Origin of the sequence: Gillisia sp. Hel_I_86, from assembly GCF_007827275.1 — a bacterium.
In the GTDB taxonomy this organism is placed as follows: Bacteria; Bacteroidota; Bacteroidia; order Flavobacteriales; family Flavobacteriaceae; genus Gillisia.
This window is the reverse complement of record NZ_VISE01000001.1, coordinates 2,692,587-2,713,051: the sequence shown is the minus strand read 5'-3', so window position 1 is coordinate 2,713,051 and position 20,465 is coordinate 2,692,587. Positions and strand designations below refer to the sequence as shown.

The window sequence follows — 20,465 nt, the reverse complement described above, 5'->3', positions numbered from 1 at the left end:
CAAATTGATGGGGAAAACAATTTCAGAATAAGATACAAGGGCAAATTTCATTGATCCAAAATTTAATGACAATCAATGGGAACCACTTCATATTGTTAGAGAATACTACTTTACTGATGGTAGAAAACTACTTGGGAACAAGAGAGGAAAAAGATTGTTTTTTGGATTACCTTCTAAAATTCAACAATACCAATTTAGCTATTGTTGAAGCCAAAAAAATTACTAGACAAATGGATTGAATCACAAAGTCTATGATGAATTAGACTATTTATGTTTTGAATATCCGCATAAAATATCTGTAGTTTGTGCCGTAGATACATATCCAAGTTATTCTTTTAAAAACGAACCAATTAATATAAATCCTAATCCAGATTTTGAATATTCTAACATAATCACAACAGTAATCCCTTTCTCTAATAACCTGAGTTCGACCTAAGGACTTAGCAGAATAATGCAAGTTGACTACCCACATGAGGTTGTTCTTCAAACTTTATTCCTGGTTTTTTCTCTTGGAAGGAGTAGGCGATCAGGCTGGCCACCAGATTGGTTATAAAATTCCCAAAGCTTCTGTGCCTTGAATGCTCGGCATGGCAAATATTCTTGAGCTGATCGTTTATCGTCCCTATTACCGAACGTTTTCCCAGCAATATCTTGTCCCTCATTGTCATCAGTACGTTTTTCATATTATTGCGTATCCCGGTGACCAGGTGCAGCCCGTCATCAAACAGCATCGCTGTAAGATTCTTTGATATATATCCTTTATCTGCATATAGGCTTCCAAATACCTCCTTCAATATGTTCCCTTCTTTAAGAGGTTCCCTGTCGTCCATATTTCCCTGGGTGATAACGAAATTCAGGATTTCCCCCTTATCGTTCACAATGATATGGAGCTTGAAACCGTGGAACCAGCCAACTGTGGACTTTGCGGTGGTTGCTATCCCCTCAAAGACTTTGTGTGAACCAATGCGCTTGTTCTTGCAGACCCTAACGGGGGTGGAATCGATAAAGGAGATCCCCGTGCACTCTCCCAGGCAACAGGTCTTCATAAATAGAACAAGTGGTAGCATATTGGCCTGCATCAATTCAGTAAAACGATTATAGGAAACAGTATCAGGAAATTCGGCTTTCATATGCTTTTGAACGTAAAAAAGATAAAAGTGTTTGAAGGTCCTGTGTCCGCTGAGTTGAAAGATGACCGTAATGGTGAGGATCTCGCCCATCGACATCGTGAAGGTCATTTTTCTGCGTTTTTTTCCGTCCTCCAGAAGTTTTTGTGTAAAAGCAGGTTCAAAAACCTTACAGACCTCATCGATGTCAAAGAAAATTCCAGTAACTTTATCATTAGAAATCATGGCGGGAATTTTAGTTGAATATTTGGTTTTTAGATACTTGAATATACTAGATTTCCGCTTTTCTATTGCCCAAAAAACACAGTAATAATTGATATTCTTACATCGAACTCAGGTTAATAGGTCAATTGTAATTCTTGCAGCATTTTCTAATGAGCCGAATGGAGTTAAATATTTAACCCGAGTTTCCTAAAAAGGAGGAGCACAATGAGTTTGGTAATTTTAAGGTGTGAACTTTAAAAACATCTCAAAATGCTCCAGGAGAAAGTTATAGCAATTTATTGTTTGGTCGACGACCTATTGAAAGGAATGAACCACAGCGAACACAACAACAGGAAATTCACCGACGGCCAGGTCATTGCCACCGCATTGGTATCGGCCCTCTATTTCCGCGGCAACCAGACGATGTCGCTCGACTATATGGACGGCCATGTTTTCGACCATGTGCTGAAAAAGAGCGGTTTCACCAAACGCCTGCACAAGTTGAAGGAAATCCTGATGTTCATCCTTTTGCGCATAGGCAGGATATTCAAGTACATGTGCTGCGAGATGAGATACATCATCGATTCCTTTCCCGTGAAGGCATGCCACAATATTCGGATAAGCCGTTGCAAGCTCTTCAGGGAGGAGGAGTACAGAGGCTGCAACGCCTCCAAACGGGAACATTTCCACGGCGTCAAGATAAAGTTGGTGACCACCGCCGAGGGTATCCCCGTGGAGATGTACCTGGTCCAAGGTGCCGAGCACGACTCGCAGATCCTCAAAAGGATGTACCACGACCTGCCGCCCGAAAGCTCGTTGTACGGGGACAGCGCATACCCCAACTATGAGATCGAGGATATGTTAAGGGAGGTCGAACAGGTAGACCTGGCAATCAGCAGGAAATCCAATTCAAAACGGAAGGACATCCAGGCGGTGGCCTTTATAAAGGAACACATGAGAAAAAGGATAGAGACCTCGATAAGCCAGATCTGTGCGTTGATGCCAAGACATATAAACGCGGTGACGGCGGACGGGTTCATCATCAAACTTATCCTGTTCGTGATGGCATTTCAGTTTGAAAAAACAGTATTATAATAGGAAACTCGAGTTAATTAAATAAAATTAATAAGATTAAAAGTGAAATTTTCCAACAAAAATTTCTAAGCTATCATCTAATAAATAACGTAGAAAATTGTTACATTTCTCCATAGTATTATGATTCAAAAAATATTAGTTGGAAAAAGGAGTGTATTGCTATATGATTAAGAGCATGTTTAAAAACGATTCACAAGAATCATTCGATTCTATTGAGGATAATCTGACAATTCTGCCACAATACCCAATATTCCTGACTTTCCGGTGTTTTTTCATAATCCTTGTCCAGTCGCCTGAAGAAATTGAAGATCCCGAAGGTCCTTTCGGTGACCCATCTCCACTTTACCGGGACAAAGCCTTTCGAGGATGGCGGGCATGACGAGATCTCCACTTCCAGCCCTATTACCGTCCTCTCGACCCACTCCATGAACACCTTCTTGTAGGCATGGTCGGCCAGTATCTTTTCCATCCGGTCCAGATAGCCCAACAGGGGCTCCACCACCCTCTCGGCCACCGCCCCGTCGGCCTGGTTCGCCGCGCCTACCACAACGCCCCATACCAGGCCGAGGGTATCGGTGATCGCGTGCCGTTTCCGTCCTTTTATCTTCTTGTTCCCGTCGATGCCCTTCGACTCCGAGGTCATCGGCCCCGCCTTGACGGACTGGCTGTCGATCGACAGCATACTGGGCGTTGCCCCCTTTCCCTGCCGCTTCCTCTCCATCATGTTCAGCCCTGCGTTCAGCCTTGAAAGGGTGCCGTCCCGGCCCCACTTCCTGAAATGGTAGTAGACACTCTCCCATTTGGGAAAGCATTCCGGTAGGTTCCGCCATTGGCAGCCGGTGCGAAATATCCAAAGGATGGCGTCGGCAATGTCGCGCAACTTATAGTGGCCCTTGATTTTAACGGGAAGGAATTTTTTCATAATTTCCCACTGTTGGGCAGTCGATCGGGTGTATCTCGATTTCATAAACTCTGTTTTATTTGTGAACTACAAAGTTTATACTGCCCAACTTTTTTTACAAACTTTCACCCAAATTTGTTTTTAAACATGCTCTAATTATATATCCAATAATAAAAACACCGCATTTAAGTTTCAATAAAAAATTTCCAATAAATCACTTTCGACCTTTAAAATTCTAAAAGTAAATAATTTAAAAACCTCATAAACAACACCTAATTCAACACCCCTAAAAACAAAGCCCCGTAAACACTAGTGTTACGGGGCTTTTCAGCGGAGAATGAGGAACTATCCAAATTTTTATTTTTTGAGGTTTTACAGGACTTAAAACGACCCTCTAAAATTAGTGACACCGAATTAGCCCCTTTTTAACAAAAATTTGTGAGTTTTGGGATATTTATGCGAGTTAGGTATACAAACCCACATAAATGAGTTCAAATAAAATTATTAAGAGCGAGTTTTAGTAAATTTTCGAGTAAAGTACCAATTTTTAGTGTTTTTCTCGAAAGTTTACTAAGGTATGTAGTTGAACAATCTCAAATCGGACGAAAGTTAAAAAACCATTATAATGGTATATATGATGCTTTTTAGGAGTTTTTTACCACTATAAAGGTAGTTTTAGAAAGACACCTTCTCTTCCAAAATCGTGATCAAATCAGCATCATAGTATTTGTAGATATCTGGAATATCTAACACCTTAATTTTTGAGTAATACTTTGAGCCTGTATGCTTCTTAATTTGGTCTAAATGTTTCTTTTCCATAACATAGACCTTGTCGGCCCATTTTAATAAATCCTCAGTCAGTTCAGTTGTTCCTTCTTTTCTACAAATTTTAATATTAGTGCCTGCACTTAGAAATTCGTGCCCTGGATATTTTGAAGCCAAATAGTCTTCAGCCGTTTTTGAGCGTTGTTTGTTTGCGGAACAGATGAAGAGCGTTTTCATATAAAATTGATACTAATAGCCTTTATGGAAATCCTTTGGCAAAATTAAAAATTTTTATAGTAGAATAACGAGATAATTACCGTAAAATGGTATCTTTCTCGAAAATTTACTTTTAAGTGGATATTTCAGACTATATAAAGCAACTACAATCCTTTGAGGAATACTCGTTTTCTTGGGATGAACTTGTAAAAAAGTGTCATAAAACTGATACTGCTTTAAAGCAAGAGCTTTCACGTTTGGTAGCCAAAAAGGAAATTGTAAACTTAAGAAAAGGGTTTTATTTAATCATTCCACCAAGATATTCCAAACAAGAACAGCTACCTGTGCAGTTATTTGCACATAAGCTTTTTGATTATTTGGATAGTAATTATTACTTAGGCTTTTATTCTGCTGCAAAGTTTCACGGCGCAGGACATCAACAAGTGCAACGGGAATATGTAATGACAGATAAGTCATTCCCTAATATTAAAAAATCATCGATAGATATTCATTTTTTTACAACTTCAAAATGGCCAACAAAAAACATTTTAGAGAAAAAATCGGATGCAGGTATTTTTAAAATTTCAAGTCCAGCGTTAACAGCTGTAGATTTAATCCATCATCAAAGCAAGTTGGGAGGTATCAATAGAATGTTAGCCATTCTCGAAGAACTGTCAGAAGAAATAAACGTTCAAGATATAGAAGACTTACTTAGTTGGTATCCTCACAAAAGCACCTTACAACGTTTGGGTTTTTTGCTAGAAGACGAACTACAAGTTGAATCGAATTTGTACGATCCCATAAAAGAGTACTTAAAGACATCAAAATACTATCCGGTGTTATTGAGTCCAAAATCAAAAGAGAGACCTGGAGCCATTCATAATAATTGGAAAGTGGATGTGAATATAAAAATAGAGAGCGATTTATGATTCCGAAGCCTTATATAGCGAAATGGCAAGAACAAGCACCTTGGAAACAGTTTTATCAAGTAGAACAAGACCTTGTCATTAGTCGTGCATTGGTAGAAATTTTTTCAGATGAATTCTTAAATGAAAACTTAGCCTTTAGAGGCGATACCGCCCTTCACAAATTGTATTTGAATCCAGCGCCAAGATATTCTGAAGATATAGATTTGGTCCAAATAAAACCAGGTCCTATAAAACCAATAATGCAACGTCTTAATGAAGTAATCACATTTTTTGAGGAACCAAGAAAAACACAAGTTAAAGGACACGGAGCAAAAGCACTATATCGTTTCAATTCTGAATATGAAGAAATTAGATTGCGCTTAAAATTGGAAATCAACTGTAAAGAGCATTTTAACGTGTTGCCTTGGGTAGAGTTTCCTTTTGAAATAAAGAGTGATTGGTTTGAAGGGAAAGCCAATATCCGAACTTATAATATCAATGAATTACTGGGCACAAAATTACGAGCATTATACCAACGCAGTAAAGGCAGGGATTTGTTCGATTTGGATTACTCAAGGTTGAAAATGGAATTGAATATAGAGCAGATCATTAAATGCTTTAAAGAGTACACAACATTTTCAACAGGAAATAGACCGCCAAGTCAAAAAGAGTTTCTACTAAATATTGAAGAAAAAGAGCAAGACCCAAATTTCACCGGAGATATGGAGGCTTTATTGAGAACGGGAATAGCATATAATCAAGAAAAAGCTTTTGAATGGCTAAAGAATAAAGTAATTGCGAAAATTTAAAAAATGAAAAGTATATAGGAATTTGAAAATTCTTGAAAAAATAAAATTTGATGAATAAAAAAGACTTTTCCGAATCTGATATAAAAGCGAAATTCATTACGCCTGCAATACTTAATTCAGGTTGGGATGAGCAAACTCAAATTGGAGAGGTATATGATACCTTTAAACTCTATTTTAATAACCATAAAGATAAATTAGGAACAGAAAATATTGTAAAAAGCCTTTACGAATATTCTCAATACTATGTCGCGATTGCTTTACAGAAAGAAGAAGATAAAACCCTAAAATCTGTATACAAAGAAATTACCAAATTACGAATGGATACTTCATACCCATTCTTATTAGCAGTTTATGGCGATTACAACAATGAGCTAAGAGCATGTTTAAAAACAAATTTGGGTGAAAGTTTGTAAAAAAAGTTGGGCAGTATAAACTTTGTAGTTCACAAATAAAACAGAGTTTATGAAATCGAGATACACCCGATCGACTGCCCAACAGTGGGAAATTATGAAAAAATTCCTTCCCGTTAAAATCAAGGGCCACTATAAGTTGCGCGACATTGCCGACGCCATCCTTTGGATATTGCGCACCGGCTGCCAATGGCGGAACCTACCGGAATGCTTTCCCAAATGGGAGAGCGTCTACTACCATTTCAGGAAGTGGGGCCGGGACGGCACCCTTTCAAGGCTGAACGCAGGGCTGAACATGATGGAGAGGAAGCGGCAGGGAAAGGGGGCAACACCCAGTATGCTGTCGATCGACAGCCAGTCCGTCAAGGCGGGGCCGATGACCTCGGAGTCGAAGGGCATCGACGGGAACAAGAAGATAAACGGACGGAAACGGCACGCGATCACCGATACCCTCGGCCTGGTATGGGGCGTTGTGGTAGGCGCGGCGAACCAGGCCGACGGGGCGGTGGCCGAGAGGGTGGTGGAGCCCCTGTTGGGCTATCTGGACCGGATGGAAAAGATACTGGCCGACCATGCCTACAAGAAGGTGTTCATGGAGTGGGTCGAGAGGACGGTAATAGGGCTGGAAGTGGAGATCTCGTCATGCCCGCCATCCTCGAAAGGCTTTGTCCCGGTAAAGTGGAGATGGGTCACCGAAAGGACCTTCGGGATCTTCAATTTCTTCAGGCGACTGGACAAGGATTATGAAAAAACACCGGAAAGTCAGGAATATTGGGTATTGTGGCAGAATTGTCAGATTATCCTCAATAGAATCGAATGATTCTTGTGAATCGTTTTTAAACATGCTCTAATAACATTTGATGAATTTGTAGAGATATTACACCTTACTAAAAACTACGTTTTTAGACGTGCCATTTGCGGTATTCCTACCAACAGTTTAAACAAAACATTTGCAACACTTTATAAGAATATTAAAAGTGAAACCTATGCAGAATCTGTGAAGGCAGCATTTATTTTAATGGATGGATATAGAAGATTTCCAGATGATGCGGAATTTACAAGAGAAATTCAATTAAAAGATGTGTATAATTTCAGATCAAGAAACTACCTTTTAGAATCCTTAGAGAATTTCAAGCGAAAGGAATTAGTGAATTCAGAAAACTACACCATAGAACACATTATACCTCAAAACCCAAAAACACCTCTTGAATGGCAACAAGAATTAGGAGAGAATTGGAAACTGGTAAAAGAAAAGTATTTACATACGTTAGGCAATCTCTCATTAACAGCTTATAATTCAGAACTATCTGATAGGCCATTTACCAATAAAAGGACCATTGAAGGAGGTTTTAATGACAGTCCTTTATTCCTAAATAAATCGGTTAGAGTAGCTGATATTTGGAACGAACAAGCAATCAATAATAGAGCAGTAGAATTAGGTCAAAGAGCATTAAAAGTATGGCCATCACCTTATATAGATGCTGATATTTTAGAAATGTACAAAGCACCTGAAAGCACAAGAGATACAGTTCAATATACCATAGAACAATACGAGTATTTACAAAATGAAATGTTAGACTTATATCGCTTGTTTGAGAAAAGAGTATTTAATATTGATGCAACAGCAAAAGTTGAATTTAAGAAGCTATACATAGCATTTAAGGCACAAACTAACTTTGTTGATGTAGTACTCAAAAATCAAAATTACGTCTATCCTTAAATATGGATTTTGAGAATATCAAAGATCCTAAAAACTTGTGTAGAGATATTAGTGGTTTAGGTAGATGGGGTAACGGTAATGTAGAAGTCAATTTACGTCACGCTTCAGAATTAGATAATATTATCGAATTAGTAGAACAAGCATTTGAAGAACAGCTTAATTAAAAATTTCACAAAAAAATAACCTAATCACCTCAAAATACCCCAAAAATTGAGCCGAATAGCATTCCTAATCGGCTCATAATGTCAAATTGGTATAGTAATCACAACCCATTCCACCCCATTCCTCTGCATTTCGCGCAAAGCTTTATTCCGAGAAAAGCGGTTCACTACAATGTCTTAAACCCAGTCGCAGAAAAAGCGACCGCGTTCGCCTTGCAAAAAGATTACCATAACCTTTTCTACACAAAGTTTAAAATTCTGACCGAGACGAACTGCATAACCGTTCGCTCGCCCATTCGACTGCGCTCAGGACAGGCTCACTTTTATAAGTTCTTACTCGCTCATAATTTTAGTTTTGGTTACCGAAAAGGTAACGGCGATGGCGCTATGGGAAGTAAGTGAACAAGATTGAAATGAGCCCTAATCTGTATCATTGTGCTACATATAAAATCGGTAATTATATGATAAAATAGAATTCAATATCAAATGAAAAGGAAAACGCTCAAGATATAATAAGTATGTGATTTAGAAAGAAAAAGTATATCAAATTACATTAAAATAAACCATCCAAAATGATTATAGAAATTAGCTTATTTAAATGATTGTCAGTTACTTATAAATAATTAACTTCACTTTATTACTAAAAAATAATGGTGTTAAAAAGTACCTAAAATAGCTTTTCTGCCTTGGTTGAAAAGTATGAAGATCCTGAAATGAAATGAAGGAATCGAATAGCAAGAGGGTAACACGCTGAAGCGATGTTACGGTTATTCGATTTGTTGCAAACCTAGTGTTTATAGGTGTTTCCGTGGTTTTCTATTTTATAAAATTTTGAGCATAAATGCCGCTTTTTACTAAAAACATTTGTTAACCCCTGTAAACAGGCAATTAATTTACTAAAAACCATGGATAAAGGATATGAAAAAGAAGAATTTGAGACTTTAAAAATCAAAAAATCTGTCGCGATGAAATTTAGAAAAATTAGTAAATTATTATCGAAATCCCAATCGATGACATTACTATTAATGATTGATTTTTTTGATGAAAACGGAATTTCACCAGTGGAAACTTTGGGACCTCGGATGGAAACTTTGGAACACAGGATTTCTATTCTGATCAAAAAGCGAATGAATGGAATGATCGCAATCATGAAAGACATTGAAAAGTCACAAACTAAACCAACCATAGCTATGATGCAAGCTCTTTTTCAAGCTACAGAACCACCCAATAAGAAATTGCTTTTGGAAAAGAAACATATAGAAGAAAAGAAGGAAGTGCACATTCGTGAAAAAAAATATTTGAACACCAATATGAATGACTAATGGAGAAGGTTAATTATATAATTCAACTTAACGCCGTATTTGAACGTTTCAATAATGATGACAGGATTAAACAGGGGCATATTACGTTGTATCTGGCATTCTTTCAGAAATGGAATCGAGAATATTTCAAAAAGACAATAACTATAAACAGGGAGTGGGTTATGGAAAAAGCAAAGATCAAATCAAAAACAACCTATCACAATTATCTTAAAGAACTGAATGATTGGAGCTATTTGCAATACTATCCGTCGTATCATCCGGCTCGAGGTTCAAAAGTTCAGATGTCCATTTTTTTTAGCTCAGATAGTCAAAAATTGGCCAACAGCATCCCAGCACCAGGCCAAAATTTGGTACCTTCTTATAAACATAAAACAATAGAAAACTTAAATAAACTGGCAAGGCCAAAAAATGAACTAGTGTTATGTTAAGTTGTAATTGACGGGTAGAGTCTTTTGAGTTTTATACGTGCCTGGTCATTTGTAAACTGCCAATTGATTTTTGAGGTTTTGTTGTTTCTGTGATTTTGCCACGCATCCACTTCTGATTTTATTTCCTTCTCGCTGGCAATATGACGGTTTAAGCATTGGCCATTGAGTACATGCAATTCTATTTCTGCCATGTTCAGCCAGCTCCCGTGCTTAGGTGTGTAAACAAATTCAAACCTGTCCCGGAGCCTTTTGGCTTCCTGCGGTTCAAATGTTTCATAAAAGGCCGATGCATCATGCGTTTTGAAATTGTCCATCACCAGTTTTATCTTTTTAGCCTGTGGGTACACCTCATCAGCTATTCTCTTGATAAATTTAGCCCAGTCTGTTTTTGTTTTACGCTGGGTAATTTCAACCAGCCTTTTACCCTTCAAGGGTTCATTGGCCATAAAAATATTTACCATACCATGTCTGATGTACTCATAGTCCATCCTGGCCTCCTGTCCCGGCTTGATGGGCGTTGAGGCTACCTCTTGGATTAACTGCTTGGGCGATTCGTCCATGCAAACAACCGGAAAGTCTTCATCGTATGGCATTTTGTATACGTCTAGCACATATTCCATATTAGCTACAAATTCACTGCTCTGCTCTGGGGGAATGACCCAGCCTTTTACTTTCCAAGGCTTAAGTTCGTTTTTTTTAATACCTGGCCCACTGTGACGTGCGATATGTAATCGATATATTCCAATTCCACCATCCTGTCCGCCAAAAGTCTCAATGACCATTTCGAAAATCCTTCTGGGGGCTCACTGCAACAGAGTTTAACCAATTTAGCCTCAATATCCCCATCTACCTTTTTTGTGTAATTCTGGCTTGAAACACGTCGTTCCAAAACACTTTCAAATCCTTCTTCAATGAACTTCTTCTTTACCCGGCCTATCGTTCGTTCACCTATTTTGAGAACTTTGGTAATCTCCGCATTCTTTATCGTGGTATCATCGGAAAATTCCCCTTTATCGCAGTTTAACAAAATGTAGGCGGTGCGAAAGGCCTGAGAGGTATGACGTCCTTTACTAATAATTCCGTTAAGCTCTTCAACTTCCGTTTGGCTCAACTTGATGGTGTAGTGTATCATTGGCTTATTTTAAGGCCAAGATATAAATAATAACCGTCATATCATAATTAACTTAACACTAGTTGTTTTAAATTTTTTTAAAGAAAATAACTGGCCAGCTGTGGAAGGAAAAAAGTTCTATGCATATTATCAGGCTAAAAATTGGACACTTAGCAGGGGACTTAAAATAATAAACTGGAAAGAGAGTGCTAAAAATTATGTCGAGAAAGGTTTTAAAATAAAAGAGGAATCCACCAGTCCAATTTCTGGCCATCTCGATAATCTGCGAAGATATGATAACAGAGACAAAAACTACGGGATCCCCCTTTAACGCTTATTTAAATTTTGATCGTAGAATTGCCATATCCTTGCTTACTTTCATATCCAGAATCTTTGCATAGTGCTGAGTCGTTTTAAGATTGGTATGTCCCAGCATTTTGCTTACAGATTCTATGGGAACTCCGTTGGTCAGTGTGACAGTGGTAGCAAAAGTATGTCGTGCCAAATGGAAGGTCAGATTTTTGCTGATGCCTGCAAGCGTGGCGATTTCTTTAATATATGCATTCATTTTTTGATTACTAAGGAGTCTTTTTCTTTCAAAAGCTCGTTATTTTCGTATTTCTCAATGATGGTTTTAGCTATTGGCAAAATTGGGATATTACTCCGAGTGTCGGTTTTAGAGCGTTTTGTTTTAATCCATTCTTCGCCATCAGTGCCAGTACTTATATCGCCTCGATTTAATTTCTTAACATCAGCATAGGCGAGGCCAGTGAAACAACAAAAAATAAAAATATCGCGCACCTGATCTAGGCGTTCCATTTCTAAATCAAGTTCTATAACTTTTTGAATTTCTTCTCCTGTCTTCAGCGTTGCAACACCCTAGAAATTTTTCTCGATGATTTGATATAATTCTGCCTGCTGATCATCCATTTTCAGGAGCTTTGATTTAGTGTGTTTAGAATCAGGAAGGGTATAAGTTATTTGATATATATTATGTGTGAGTTCTGCTGCTTTTCTTAGTGATATAGTAGAGTTTTCTGTGTGCAGCAACCTTTCCAATTCCTTATAGATACTGTAAGCCGTAAATGAGATGCAGATATGGGCTTCGATCCGGTGACGTAATCTGTGGTAAATGGGCCGTATTCGTAAATCGGTCTTTGACATTCTGAAGGCCTTTTCAATATGCCATAAATTTTTGTAATTTTCGACTACGAGTTTATCTGATAGTTCTGTATTGGTTACATAGCCTTTCAATCCATCCCAGGCGTTGTCTTTCCAGAATTTTTCATAATCAATTTCAATGGTCACATCCCCCTGCATTTTTAAATATTTATTGTAACCCTTATTGTTGATGTTGGATTTGGTGAGCTTTCCAGACTTTATCCGCTTTTCCAGGCGCTGCAATCCTCTTTTTCGGTTGTGCTCATCTTTTGCCGCTCGATTGTTGGCATAGGTAACAATCAGACGGGTTTTTTCAGCCTTTGGTATTTTGATCATCTGGCCATCGATAAGCTTTTTTGCCAGTATCTGTTTCTTTATTTTTTCTGGTTCGTTTTTTAACCTTGCCCCAATGATATATTGGTAACCTTTTTCTTCAAGGGCCAAGATGTTGGAATTTGACAATAAGCCAGCATCGGCAACAATCACAGGTTTTTCCAAATTAAATTTTGCTGTTGTTTTTTCTATGAATGGAATCAAAGTATGCCCTTCATAAATATTGCCTTCGAAAATATCATAGCTAATAGCATAGCCTCCAAGCCCCACCAACAAACCAAGAAAGATCTGGGGGTTCTGATGCTTCCCATCCTTACTGAAGCCTGCTTTTCTAAGATCATCCTCATCGCTGGCCTCAAAATAAAGTGTGGTCATATCATAGAAGACAATACTGATCTTACCTCCAAGAACTTTTAAAGTATGTGCAAAAGAAATCTGCTCAACCTGTGTTTTTAAACGGTCATTGAGCTTGTCCAGGAAACGATATACAGCATCTATATCCAGCCTTACACCTTGAAACCGGTACAGGTATTCAATAGTCTTTAATTTGCTCAAAGGAAAGGCCAATCTGGCAATCACCAAATGGCGAAACAGATCTTCATTGATCTCATTAAAACCGATGCCGTCATATATTTTTCCAAAAATAATTTCCGGGCCCGCGGTTTTAATACTGGCATTGCCCAAAGCTTCAAATAACTGCTCAACAACAATGTCATTTTCTGAAACAAACAATTTTCCCTGAGCCTCCAGTCTTTCTATTTCCTGCTTTCCCAGAAAAACAAGTTTTTGGATCTCCTGCTCATTGCTACTGCTGCCAATAGACTTAACAACCTTGTATTTCCCTCTTTCTTTGGAAATAATTTGTACCGATATACTACCAGAACGATTCTTTAATTTTCTTAAAAACATCCTCAAAAATAGGCTTGCAACACCCATTTTCAAAATTCATTCCAGTAAAATCAATGCATCCCAAGCTGATTTTTAAAAAGTGCGGAAGACAGGAAAATATCGCGCACCTGATCTAGGCGTTCCATTTCTAAATCAAGTTCTATAACTTTTTGAATTTCTTCTTCTGTCAGAAATTCACGCTCTACGATTTTGAGTTTTGCCTTCCAATGCAAGAATGGGTCTTTATCTATCCAATCATTTGCGTGAGCAATCCGGATGATCTTTTTAAAATTTGTGATGTATTTGATTGCGGAGTTGTGTGCACACTTGCGTGTGGTTTTTAGATAGTATTCAAGCCCAGTGATGAACTTATGATCAACTTCCTGCACCGGAATATCGTTTTTCTTGTATTTCGACTTAACGAAGGCTGCTACGTGTTTTTTGCACGTACGATACCGTTCTGCAGTTCCGGCAGCGAAATCCTTACCCACAAGACTATCAACTTTGTCATTATGTTCTTGAAAGATTTCCAGAAGCATTTTTTTAGTTTTGTCCTTGCCTAAATACATATCGCGCAGATCATAAGCCGTATAATCTATTTCCTGTCTCTGATAATGTTGCTGAATGGAATAGATTCTGTTTCTAATAACGCTAGTCTCTCGGTTGATTTCTTGAGCTTGTGGGAAATTGCCTAAAGCACGTTGAGTTCTGGAGTCCCATTGATTGATCCGTAATTTTCTATGAATACTGCATTCAGCCCTTTTACCATCAAGGGTTAGACGTAGGTATATATTGGCTTTGCCGTGCTCATCGGCTTTGCTTTTTTTAATGTAAAACAGAAGAGAAAGAGAATGTGACACCGAATAGATTTTAAATTCTCTTCAATTTAGTAAATTTTATTTAAATCGTTTTGATTTTAAGTATCTATTTATCAACGACTTAACTGCAATTCGGTGTCAGTTGGAAAGAGAATTTTAGTGACACCGAATTAGCCCCTTTTAGGATGATATTATATGATATTAAATGAAATCATATAAAATTAAAAACCCTGTAAATCAATGATTTACAGGGTTTTTGGTGCCTTTTGTAGGACTTTTCGCGGAGAATGAGGGATTCGAACCCCCGGAGGTGTAACCCTCAACAGTTTTCAAGACTGCCGCATTCGACCACTCTGCCAATTCTCCAGTGCGCCTCATCAAGTATTCCTTGATTGCGGGTGCAAATATAATGAGCTTTTTTTAAAATAATGAACTATTTATTCCTTTTTTCTATATTTTTTATTTTGAATGAAATCTGTCTGGGAATCGACCTTACTCTCAGGACTATAAGCATATTAGCTCTATTATTCTCCATCCTTCAAGTATTAGTATTTATTTATAAATGTAAATCTTCTAAATATTCACATTTCCCTTATCTTGCAATTTATTTTTAATTAATAAACCTTTATGAAAAATATACTTTTTGGTGCAATAGCATTGGCCTTACTAGGATGTGGTGCACAACAACCTAAAATGGTAGAGAATGCAGATCCTATGGAGTATGCTAACAGCATTACCTCTAAAGAATTAAAAGAACATCTCTATATCTTTGCAAGCGACGATTTTGAAGGTCGTGAAACCGGTGAGCCAGGCCAAAAGAAAGCAGCAGAATATTTAAAGAAAGAATATAAATTATTAAATGTTCAATCCCCTTTAGGTGGGGACGATTACTATCAGGAAGTACCTTCTTCCATGTTTAGAGGAGATGTGAAAGATTCTGAAAATGTATTAGCATATATTGCAGGAAGTGAAAAACCAAATGAAATTTTAGTGATTTCCTCTCATTACGATCACCTTGGTATGGATGATAAAGGGAATATTTATAATGGAGCAGATGACGACGGGTCCGGTACCGTTGCAATCCTAGAAATCGCAGAAGCTTTTGCCAACGCCAGAAAAGATGGATACACTCCTAAACGTTCTATTTTATTCTTGAATGTAACCGGAGAAGAAAAAGGCTTAATTGGTTCTAAATATTATACAGATAATCCCGTTTTTGCTCTTTCTCAAACTGTTGCTAACCTAAATATAGATATGATAGGTAGAACAGATGATGTGCATAAAAAAAAGGACAACTATGTGTATCTTATAGGAAGCGATAAATTGAGTACAGATCTACATAAGTTAAGTGAAGCAGTAAATGCCAAGTACACAAAACTAGACTTGGATTATACTTATAATGATGAGAATGACCCAAACCGTTTTTATTACAGAAGTGATCACTATAACTTCGCTAAAAACGATATTCCAGTTATCTTCTATTTTAACGGTGTTCATGCCGACTATCATAAAATGACAGATACTCCAGATAAAATAAATTACGATCTTTTAGAAAAACGGGCTCGTTTGGTTTTCTTGACAGCATGGGAAATTGCCAATAGGGCAGAACGTCCTGTAGTAGACAAAGGAGCAAAAACTTCGTCTAAGTAATTCTTTCCAAACTATTGATCAAGAACCTCGGGGCAAGCCCGGCTGAACATTACGGGCAGGCCTCGGGAAATTAAGCCCTCGATGAGGGATTAAAAAATCCTGAAGATAATCTTTCAGGATTTTTTTGTTTTTTATATTTTGATTATAACTATTACCTCACCTTAAGCATAGTTGAGAGGCCATACTGAGCCTAGTAAATCGAGGTGATCCTAGAATATATACTGAGATACTAAAACTCCCAATGGGTTTGGATTGTATGAGAAAAATGAGAATGTCATTCTGAAAGTAATGACGCAGATTGAAGAATAGAAGCTATTTTCCTGTAAAAAAGGGATTCCGCCTTCGTTGGAAGGACAAATAAGAGGGTGTAACTAGGTTTTCTGTTTCTTTTTCTTGGCCGCTGGGAATAACACATTATTTAATATCAATCTATAACCTGGTGAAGTGGGATGCAATTCCAGTTCGGTTTTGGGATCCCCTACCCTATGCTGGTAATCCTCTGGATCGTGCCCTCCATAAAAAGTAAAGAAACCACGACCTTTAATTCCGTGAATATATCTTGCTTCTTCATTTAATTTATTTTCAGCGAGAACCAAAATATTGGATTTTATAGTACTTCTATTAAATGCCGTGGTTTGTCCCATGAAACCCTTAACCAACATGGTATGGTTCTGATTTAACATGGTTGGAATAGGATCCCATTTGGCAGAGAACTCCATTAAAGTAAAATAATCTGTATTCATGGCTATTTGCCTTTTATCGGTCATATCAATAGAGGAAAACTCGTAAACCATCGGGTTTCTCTCTAAAGTAAAATCGGTAAAAGCAAAAGTATTCATATAATCGATCTTGGACTGATAACCAGGCTCGCTGGGATCTCCATCGAACATAGGTTCAGCTATATCCACACCTTCAGCTGCAAGGGCAATATCAAAACTATCGGTAGCACTGCACATGGCAAACATAAAGCCTCCACCAATCACATAATCCTTGATCTTTAGTGCAACAGCCAGTTTTTCTTCGGAAACCTTCGTGTACCCTAATTTATTGGCTAATGCTTCGGCATCTGCTTTTTCCTTTATATACCAAGGAGTAGTTCTATAATTTCTATAAAACTTTCCATATTGTCCTGTAAAATCTTCATGGTGTAAATGAAGCCAATCATATAAAATAAGGGCATCTCCCAACACCTCTTCATCGTAAATAGTTTCGTAAGGAATTTCAGCGTAAGTCAACACCATCGTTACCGCATCGTCCCAAGGTTTATTCCCTGTTGGTGCATAAACCGCTATTTTTGGAGCTTTTTCTAAAATAACTGCTTCCATATTTCTGGAAGGGCTTTGAATTTCTTCCAATATAGATTCAGATCTTGAATCACTTAAAACTTCAAAAGAAACACCTCGAATTTTACATTCCCTCTTTAGAGTTTCTGTATCTGAAATAAGAAAAGAACCACCCCTATAGTTAAGCAACCACTGTACATTCAAATTGTTTTGAAGGGCAAAATAGGTGATTCCATATGCTTTTAAGTGATTCTCTTGGGTTTCAGCATCCATAGGAATCAAAATCCAGGAAGCTTGCATTTGAAAAGATGTAATAAAAAAAACCAGTATAAAAAATAAATTTTTCATACTGGAAGGTAATTGGCAACTATATTGGTTGGAATAGAATACACTATCAACACAACATGTAGGTTTTGGTTTAATATAAGATTTGGCAACTACTTTAATGTAGTCATGTAATTTTCTTTTAAAATGGCACGTCGTTGTCATCTTCATTTAAATCATCATTCATCGAACTTCCAAAGGCTTCATCTGCCGTAGGGCTGGGCAACTTTTTTCCTCCAAAAGGATCGTCATTTCCACCATCATTCATTTTAGAGTGAAATTCACCAAATGGCGAGTCAAAGTCATCTAAGTTATCAAATTTACCAAGATGTCCAACAAATTTCAAACGAATACTTTCCAATCCACCATTACGGTGTTTGGCAACAATAAATTCTCCCTGTCCGGCTGTTGGAGAACGTTCCTCATCATCCCATTCATCAATTTTGTAATATTCTGGTCTATAAATAAAGGAAACAATATCGGCATCTTGTTCTATCGCCCCAGATTCCCTTAAATCACTCAATAATGGCCTTTTGCTTCCTCCACGGGTTTCCACAGCACGGGAAAGTTGTGACAGTGCAATTACCGGGATTGCTAATTCTTTAGCCAAGGCTTTTAAGTTTCTCGAAATAGTGGATATTTCTTGTTCCCTATTTCCTCCTTTTACAGAACTTCCAGCGGTCATTAATTGCAAGTAATCTATCATGATCATTTTTATACCATGTTGGGAAGCTAGTCTTCTTGCCTTTGCCCTAAGGTCAAAAATGGATAAAGAAGGAGTATCGTCAATGAAAAGTGGTGCTTTTTCAAGATCTTTTACTTTTACGTTTAATTGCTCCCATTCATGGGTCTCTAAATTTCCTGTTCTTAATTTTTCTGAAGACAATCCTGTTTCAGAAGAAATTAAACGGGTTATCAATTGAACCGCAGACATCTCCAAGGAGAAGAACGCTACCGGAAGGTTATGCCCCACAGCAATATTTCGAGCCATGGAAAGTGTTAAGGCTGTTTTACCCATACCCGGACGAGCAGCAATAATAATTAAATCACTTGGCTGCCAACCAGAAGTAAGTTTATCCAGTTTATCAAAGCCAGACGGTACACCGCTTAAGCCTTCTTTATTGGAAATTTCCTGAATCCTGTTTTTTGCTTGAATCACCAAACTGTGTGCAGTCTCTGAAGATCTCTTGATATTTCCCTGAGTAACTTCATATAATTTAGACTCTGCCGTATCCAAAAGATCAAAAACATCGGTACTTTCGTCGTAAGACTGCTCAATAATTTCATTTGAAATTTTAATCAAGCTTCGCTGAATATATTTTTGGAGAATGATCCTTGCATGGAATTCTATATGCGCCGAAGAAGATACTTTTTGAGTAAGTTGAATCAAGTAATACTCTCCTCCCACTTTATCCAATTTTCCATCCTTTCGCAACTGATTGGAAACGGTTAATAAGTCAATCGCCTCGGTGTTTTCGAAGAGTTTATAGATGGCTTCATAGATGTGCTTATGAGCCGTTTTATAAAATACATCAGCATGTAGGATATCGATAATTTCATCTACCCCTTTCTTGTCGATCATCATGGCCCCAAGCACAACTTCCTCTAAATCAACAGCTTGTGGGGGTATTTTACCTTTCTCAAGGTTTATTACATTGCCTTGTCCATATTTTAGATTTTGGGGGATTGTGACTTTTTCCATATTACGAATGTAAATAAATTGTTAAGATATCCATAATTAAAGAAGGACAACTTAGTACACAGGTAATGAACATTTTACCTGTTTATAACTTGATATTTTTGTTGATAAGGCCAAAAAAATCCGAAGCTGACGCCCCGGATTTTTTGAAAGAGTGACTAAGAAAGAACTAATCTTTAAAGACACCCATATTTGAATATTTATCCATTCTTTTATTAACCAGATCTTTTGGTGATAAGTTTTGAAATTCCCCGAAAGCAGTTAAAATTGATTCTTTTACCGTATTAAAAGTTTCTTCCCTATTGGTATGGGCTCCTCCTAATGGTTCCTTTACAATTTCATCTATCAGCTTTTGCTTTTTCATGTCTTTAGCAGTAAGCTTCAGTGCATCTGCGGCTATCTCTTTATACTCCCAACTTCTCCATAATATAGAAGAACATGATTCTGGAGAAATTACAGAGTACCAAGTGTTTTCCAACATGAGTACCTTATCTCCCACTCCAATTCCCAATGCACCACCACTAGCACCTTCTCCTATAATTACCACAATAATTGGCACTTTTAAGCGGGTCATTTCCAATATATTCCTAGCAATTGCTTCCCCTTGCCCTCTTTCTTCTGCTTCCAATCCTGGATATGCCCCTGGAGTATCTACAAAGGTTACAACTGGAACTCCAAATTTCTCTGCAGATTTCATCAAGCGCAATGCTTTACGATACCCTTCAGGATTTGCCATTCCAAAATTGCGATATTGTCTTGTTTTGGTATTAAAGCCTTTTTGTTGACCAACAAACATAAAACTCTGGTCACCAATTTTACCTAGACCACCAATCATGGCTTTATCGTCCTTAACATTTCTGTCCCCATGAAGTTCCAAAAAAGTATCACCACAAATGGCTTTTATATAATCCAGGGTATAGGGTCTGTTGGGGTGTCTTGAAAGTTGAACGCGTTGCCAAGCCGTAAGATTTTTATAGATGCCTTTTTTGGTCTCTATTAGTTTCTTTTCAATTTGTTTACAAGTGGCAGTAACATCTACATCACTTTCTGCTCCTATATTACAAGCTTTCTGGTATTGTTCCTCTAACTCTTTAATGGGTAATTCAAAATCCAAATATTCCATATTAAGTTA

At 37.6% G+C, this 20,465-nt stretch carries 20 protein-coding genes, 1 tRNA gene and 1 pseudogene; 11 read left to right on the top strand and 11 right to left on the bottom strand.

What is annotated here, in order from left to right; all coding sequences use genetic code 11:
* Positions 1 to 440: 440 nt before the first annotated feature.
* The gene (locus tag JM83_RS12265; RefSeq protein ID WP_144962435.1) at positions 441 to 1,352 is read right to left on the bottom strand and encodes an IS982 family transposase; all 912 of its coding nucleotides are present in this window, start codon (positions 1,350 to 1,352) and stop codon (positions 441 to 443) included.
* Positions 1,353 to 1,601: 249 nt separating this feature from the next.
* On the opposite strand from JM83_RS12265, the gene JM83_RS12260 reads away from it, so the two are divergent.
* Positions 1,602 to 2,426 carry an IS982 family transposase gene (locus JM83_RS12260; protein WP_144962434.1) on the top strand — a complete coding sequence of 275 codons (825 nt, stop codon included), beginning with the start codon at positions 1,602 to 1,604 and terminating at the stop codon, positions 2,424 to 2,426.
* A gap of 199 nt (positions 2,427 to 2,625) precedes the next feature.
* Here the strand turns inward: JM83_RS12260 and JM83_RS12255 are convergent, their stop codons facing one another.
* Both JM83_RS12255 and JM83_RS12250 read right to left on the bottom strand, forming a co-directional pair.
* The gene (locus JM83_RS12255) at positions 2,626 to 3,393 is read right to left on the bottom strand and encodes an IS5 family transposase (protein WP_144960962.1); all 768 of its coding nucleotides are present in this window, start codon (positions 3,391 to 3,393) and stop codon (positions 2,626 to 2,628) included.
* Between the two features lie 609 nt (positions 3,394 to 4,002).
* A complete protein-coding gene (locus JM83_RS12250; RefSeq protein ID WP_144960960.1) occupies positions 4,003 to 4,329 on the bottom strand; it encodes a phosphotyrosine protein phosphatase in 327 nt (108 codons plus the stop codon).
* 116 nt (positions 4,330 to 4,445) lie between these two features.
* Here JM83_RS12250 and JM83_RS12245 point away from each other — a divergent pair, with 116 nt between their 5' ends.
* From JM83_RS12245 to JM83_RS12215, 8 genes are all read left to right on the top strand, one after another.
* On the top strand, positions 4,446 to 5,237 hold the full coding sequence (locus JM83_RS12245; protein ID WP_144960958.1) for a type IV toxin-antitoxin system AbiEi family antitoxin: 792 nt from the start codon (positions 4,446 to 4,448) through the stop codon (positions 5,235 to 5,237).
* Positions 5,234 to 6,025 carry a nucleotidyl transferase AbiEii/AbiGii toxin family protein gene (locus tag JM83_RS12240; RefSeq protein ID WP_144960956.1) on the top strand — a complete coding sequence of 264 codons (792 nt, stop codon included), beginning with the start codon at positions 5,234 to 5,236 and terminating at the stop codon, positions 6,023 to 6,025. The genes JM83_RS12245 and JM83_RS12240 overlap by 4 nt, the downstream gene beginning before the upstream one ends.
* 50 nt (positions 6,026 to 6,075) lie before the next feature.
* Positions 6,076 to 6,438: a hypothetical protein gene (locus tag JM83_RS12235; protein ID WP_144960954.1), complete on the top strand. Its 363-nt coding sequence runs from the start codon at positions 6,076 to 6,078 to the stop codon at positions 6,436 to 6,438.
* Between the two features lie 49 nt (positions 6,439 to 6,487).
* Positions 6,488 to 7,255, top strand: a complete 768-nt coding sequence (locus JM83_RS12230; protein WP_144959460.1) for an IS5 family transposase — start codon at positions 6,488 to 6,490, stop codon at positions 7,253 to 7,255.
* 177 nt (positions 7,256 to 7,432) lie between these two features.
* The gene (locus tag JM83_RS12225) at positions 7,433 to 8,155 is read left to right on the top strand and encodes a DUF1524 domain-containing protein (RefSeq protein WP_144962433.1); all 723 of its coding nucleotides are present in this window, start codon (positions 7,433 to 7,435) and stop codon (positions 8,153 to 8,155) included.
* A gap of 2 nt (positions 8,156 to 8,157) precedes the next feature.
* Positions 8,158 to 8,319 carry a hypothetical protein gene (locus JM83_RS19170; RefSeq protein WP_186434993.1) on the top strand — a complete coding sequence of 54 codons (162 nt, stop codon included), beginning with the start codon at positions 8,158 to 8,160 and terminating at the stop codon, positions 8,317 to 8,319.
* Positions 8,320 to 9,221: 902 nt separating this feature from the next.
* Positions 9,222 to 9,638 (top strand): BfmA/BtgA family mobilization protein, encoded by a 417-nt coding sequence (locus JM83_RS12220; RefSeq protein ID WP_144962432.1) that lies wholly within the window; start codon positions 9,222 to 9,224, stop codon positions 9,636 to 9,638.
* Complete coding sequence (locus JM83_RS12215) at positions 9,638 to 10,066, top strand: hypothetical protein (RefSeq protein WP_144962431.1); 429 nt, start codon at positions 9,638 to 9,640, stop codon at positions 10,064 to 10,066. Before JM83_RS12220 ends, JM83_RS12215 begins: the two co-directional genes overlap by 1 nt.
* Here JM83_RS12215 and JM83_RS12210 read toward each other — a convergent pair.
* Positions 10,063 to 11,198, bottom strand: a protein-coding gene (locus tag JM83_RS12210; protein ID WP_144958303.1) for an IS630 family transposase whose coding sequence is annotated in 2 segments (ribosomal slippage) — positions 10,063 to 10,769 and positions 10,769 to 11,198 — 1,137 coding nt in all. Because the reading frame shifts where the segments join, the coding sequence is not laid out codon by codon here. The two genes, JM83_RS12215 and JM83_RS12210, sit on opposite strands and share 4 nt — an antisense overlap.
* Positions 11,199 to 11,298: 100 nt before the next feature.
* Between JM83_RS12210 and JM83_RS12205 the strand changes: the two genes are divergently transcribed.
* Positions 11,299 to 11,508, top strand: a complete 210-nt coding sequence (locus JM83_RS12205; RefSeq protein ID WP_144962430.1) for a hypothetical protein — start codon at positions 11,299 to 11,301, stop codon at positions 11,506 to 11,508.
* A 3-nt stretch (positions 11,509 to 11,511) separates the two neighbouring features.
* Here JM83_RS12205 and JM83_RS19480 read toward each other — a convergent pair.
* The 4 genes and pseudogenes from JM83_RS19480 to JM83_RS12185 form a co-directional block, all read right to left on the bottom strand.
* Positions 11,512 to 12,038, bottom strand: a pseudogene (locus JM83_RS19480) (site-specific integrase); the annotation flags it as partial.
* 18 nt (positions 12,039 to 12,056) lie between these two features.
* Positions 12,057 to 13,607, bottom strand: a complete 1,551-nt coding sequence (locus tag JM83_RS12195) for an IS1634 family transposase (RefSeq protein ID WP_222430213.1) — start codon at positions 13,605 to 13,607, stop codon at positions 12,057 to 12,059.
* A 23-nt stretch (positions 13,608 to 13,630) separates the two neighbouring features.
* A complete protein-coding gene (locus JM83_RS12190) occupies positions 13,631 to 14,419 on the bottom strand; it encodes a phage integrase SAM-like domain and Arm DNA-binding domain-containing protein (RefSeq protein ID WP_261376456.1) in 789 nt (262 codons plus the stop codon).
* Between the two features lie 239 nt (positions 14,420 to 14,658).
* A tRNA-Ser gene (locus tag JM83_RS12185) sits at positions 14,659 to 14,743 on the bottom strand.
* A 261-nt stretch (positions 14,744 to 15,004) separates the two neighbouring features.
* On the opposite strand from JM83_RS12185, the gene JM83_RS12180 reads away from it, so the two are divergent.
* Positions 15,005 to 16,027, top strand: coding sequence for a M28 family metallopeptidase (locus JM83_RS12180; protein WP_144962428.1), 1,023 nt, complete (start codon positions 15,005 to 15,007; stop codon positions 16,025 to 16,027).
* 371 nt (positions 16,028 to 16,398) lie between these two features.
* On the opposite strand, the gene JM83_RS12175 is transcribed toward JM83_RS12180, so the two are convergent.
* From JM83_RS12175 to JM83_RS12165, 3 genes are all read right to left on the bottom strand, one after another.
* Positions 16,399 to 17,658, bottom strand: coding sequence for an asparagine synthetase B (locus JM83_RS12175; protein ID WP_261376455.1), 1,260 nt, complete (start codon positions 17,656 to 17,658; stop codon positions 16,399 to 16,401).
* A gap of 118 nt (positions 17,659 to 17,776) precedes the next feature.
* Positions 17,777 to 19,336, bottom strand: a complete 1,560-nt coding sequence (dnaB, locus tag JM83_RS12170) for a replicative DNA helicase (RefSeq protein ID WP_144962427.1) — start codon at positions 19,334 to 19,336, stop codon at positions 17,777 to 17,779.
* A 166-nt stretch (positions 19,337 to 19,502) separates the two neighbouring features.
* Complete coding sequence (locus tag JM83_RS12165) at positions 19,503 to 20,456, bottom strand: acetyl-CoA carboxylase carboxyltransferase subunit alpha (protein WP_144962426.1); 954 nt, start codon at positions 20,454 to 20,456, stop codon at positions 19,503 to 19,505.
* Between the last annotated feature and the right edge of the window lie 9 nt (positions 20,457 to 20,465).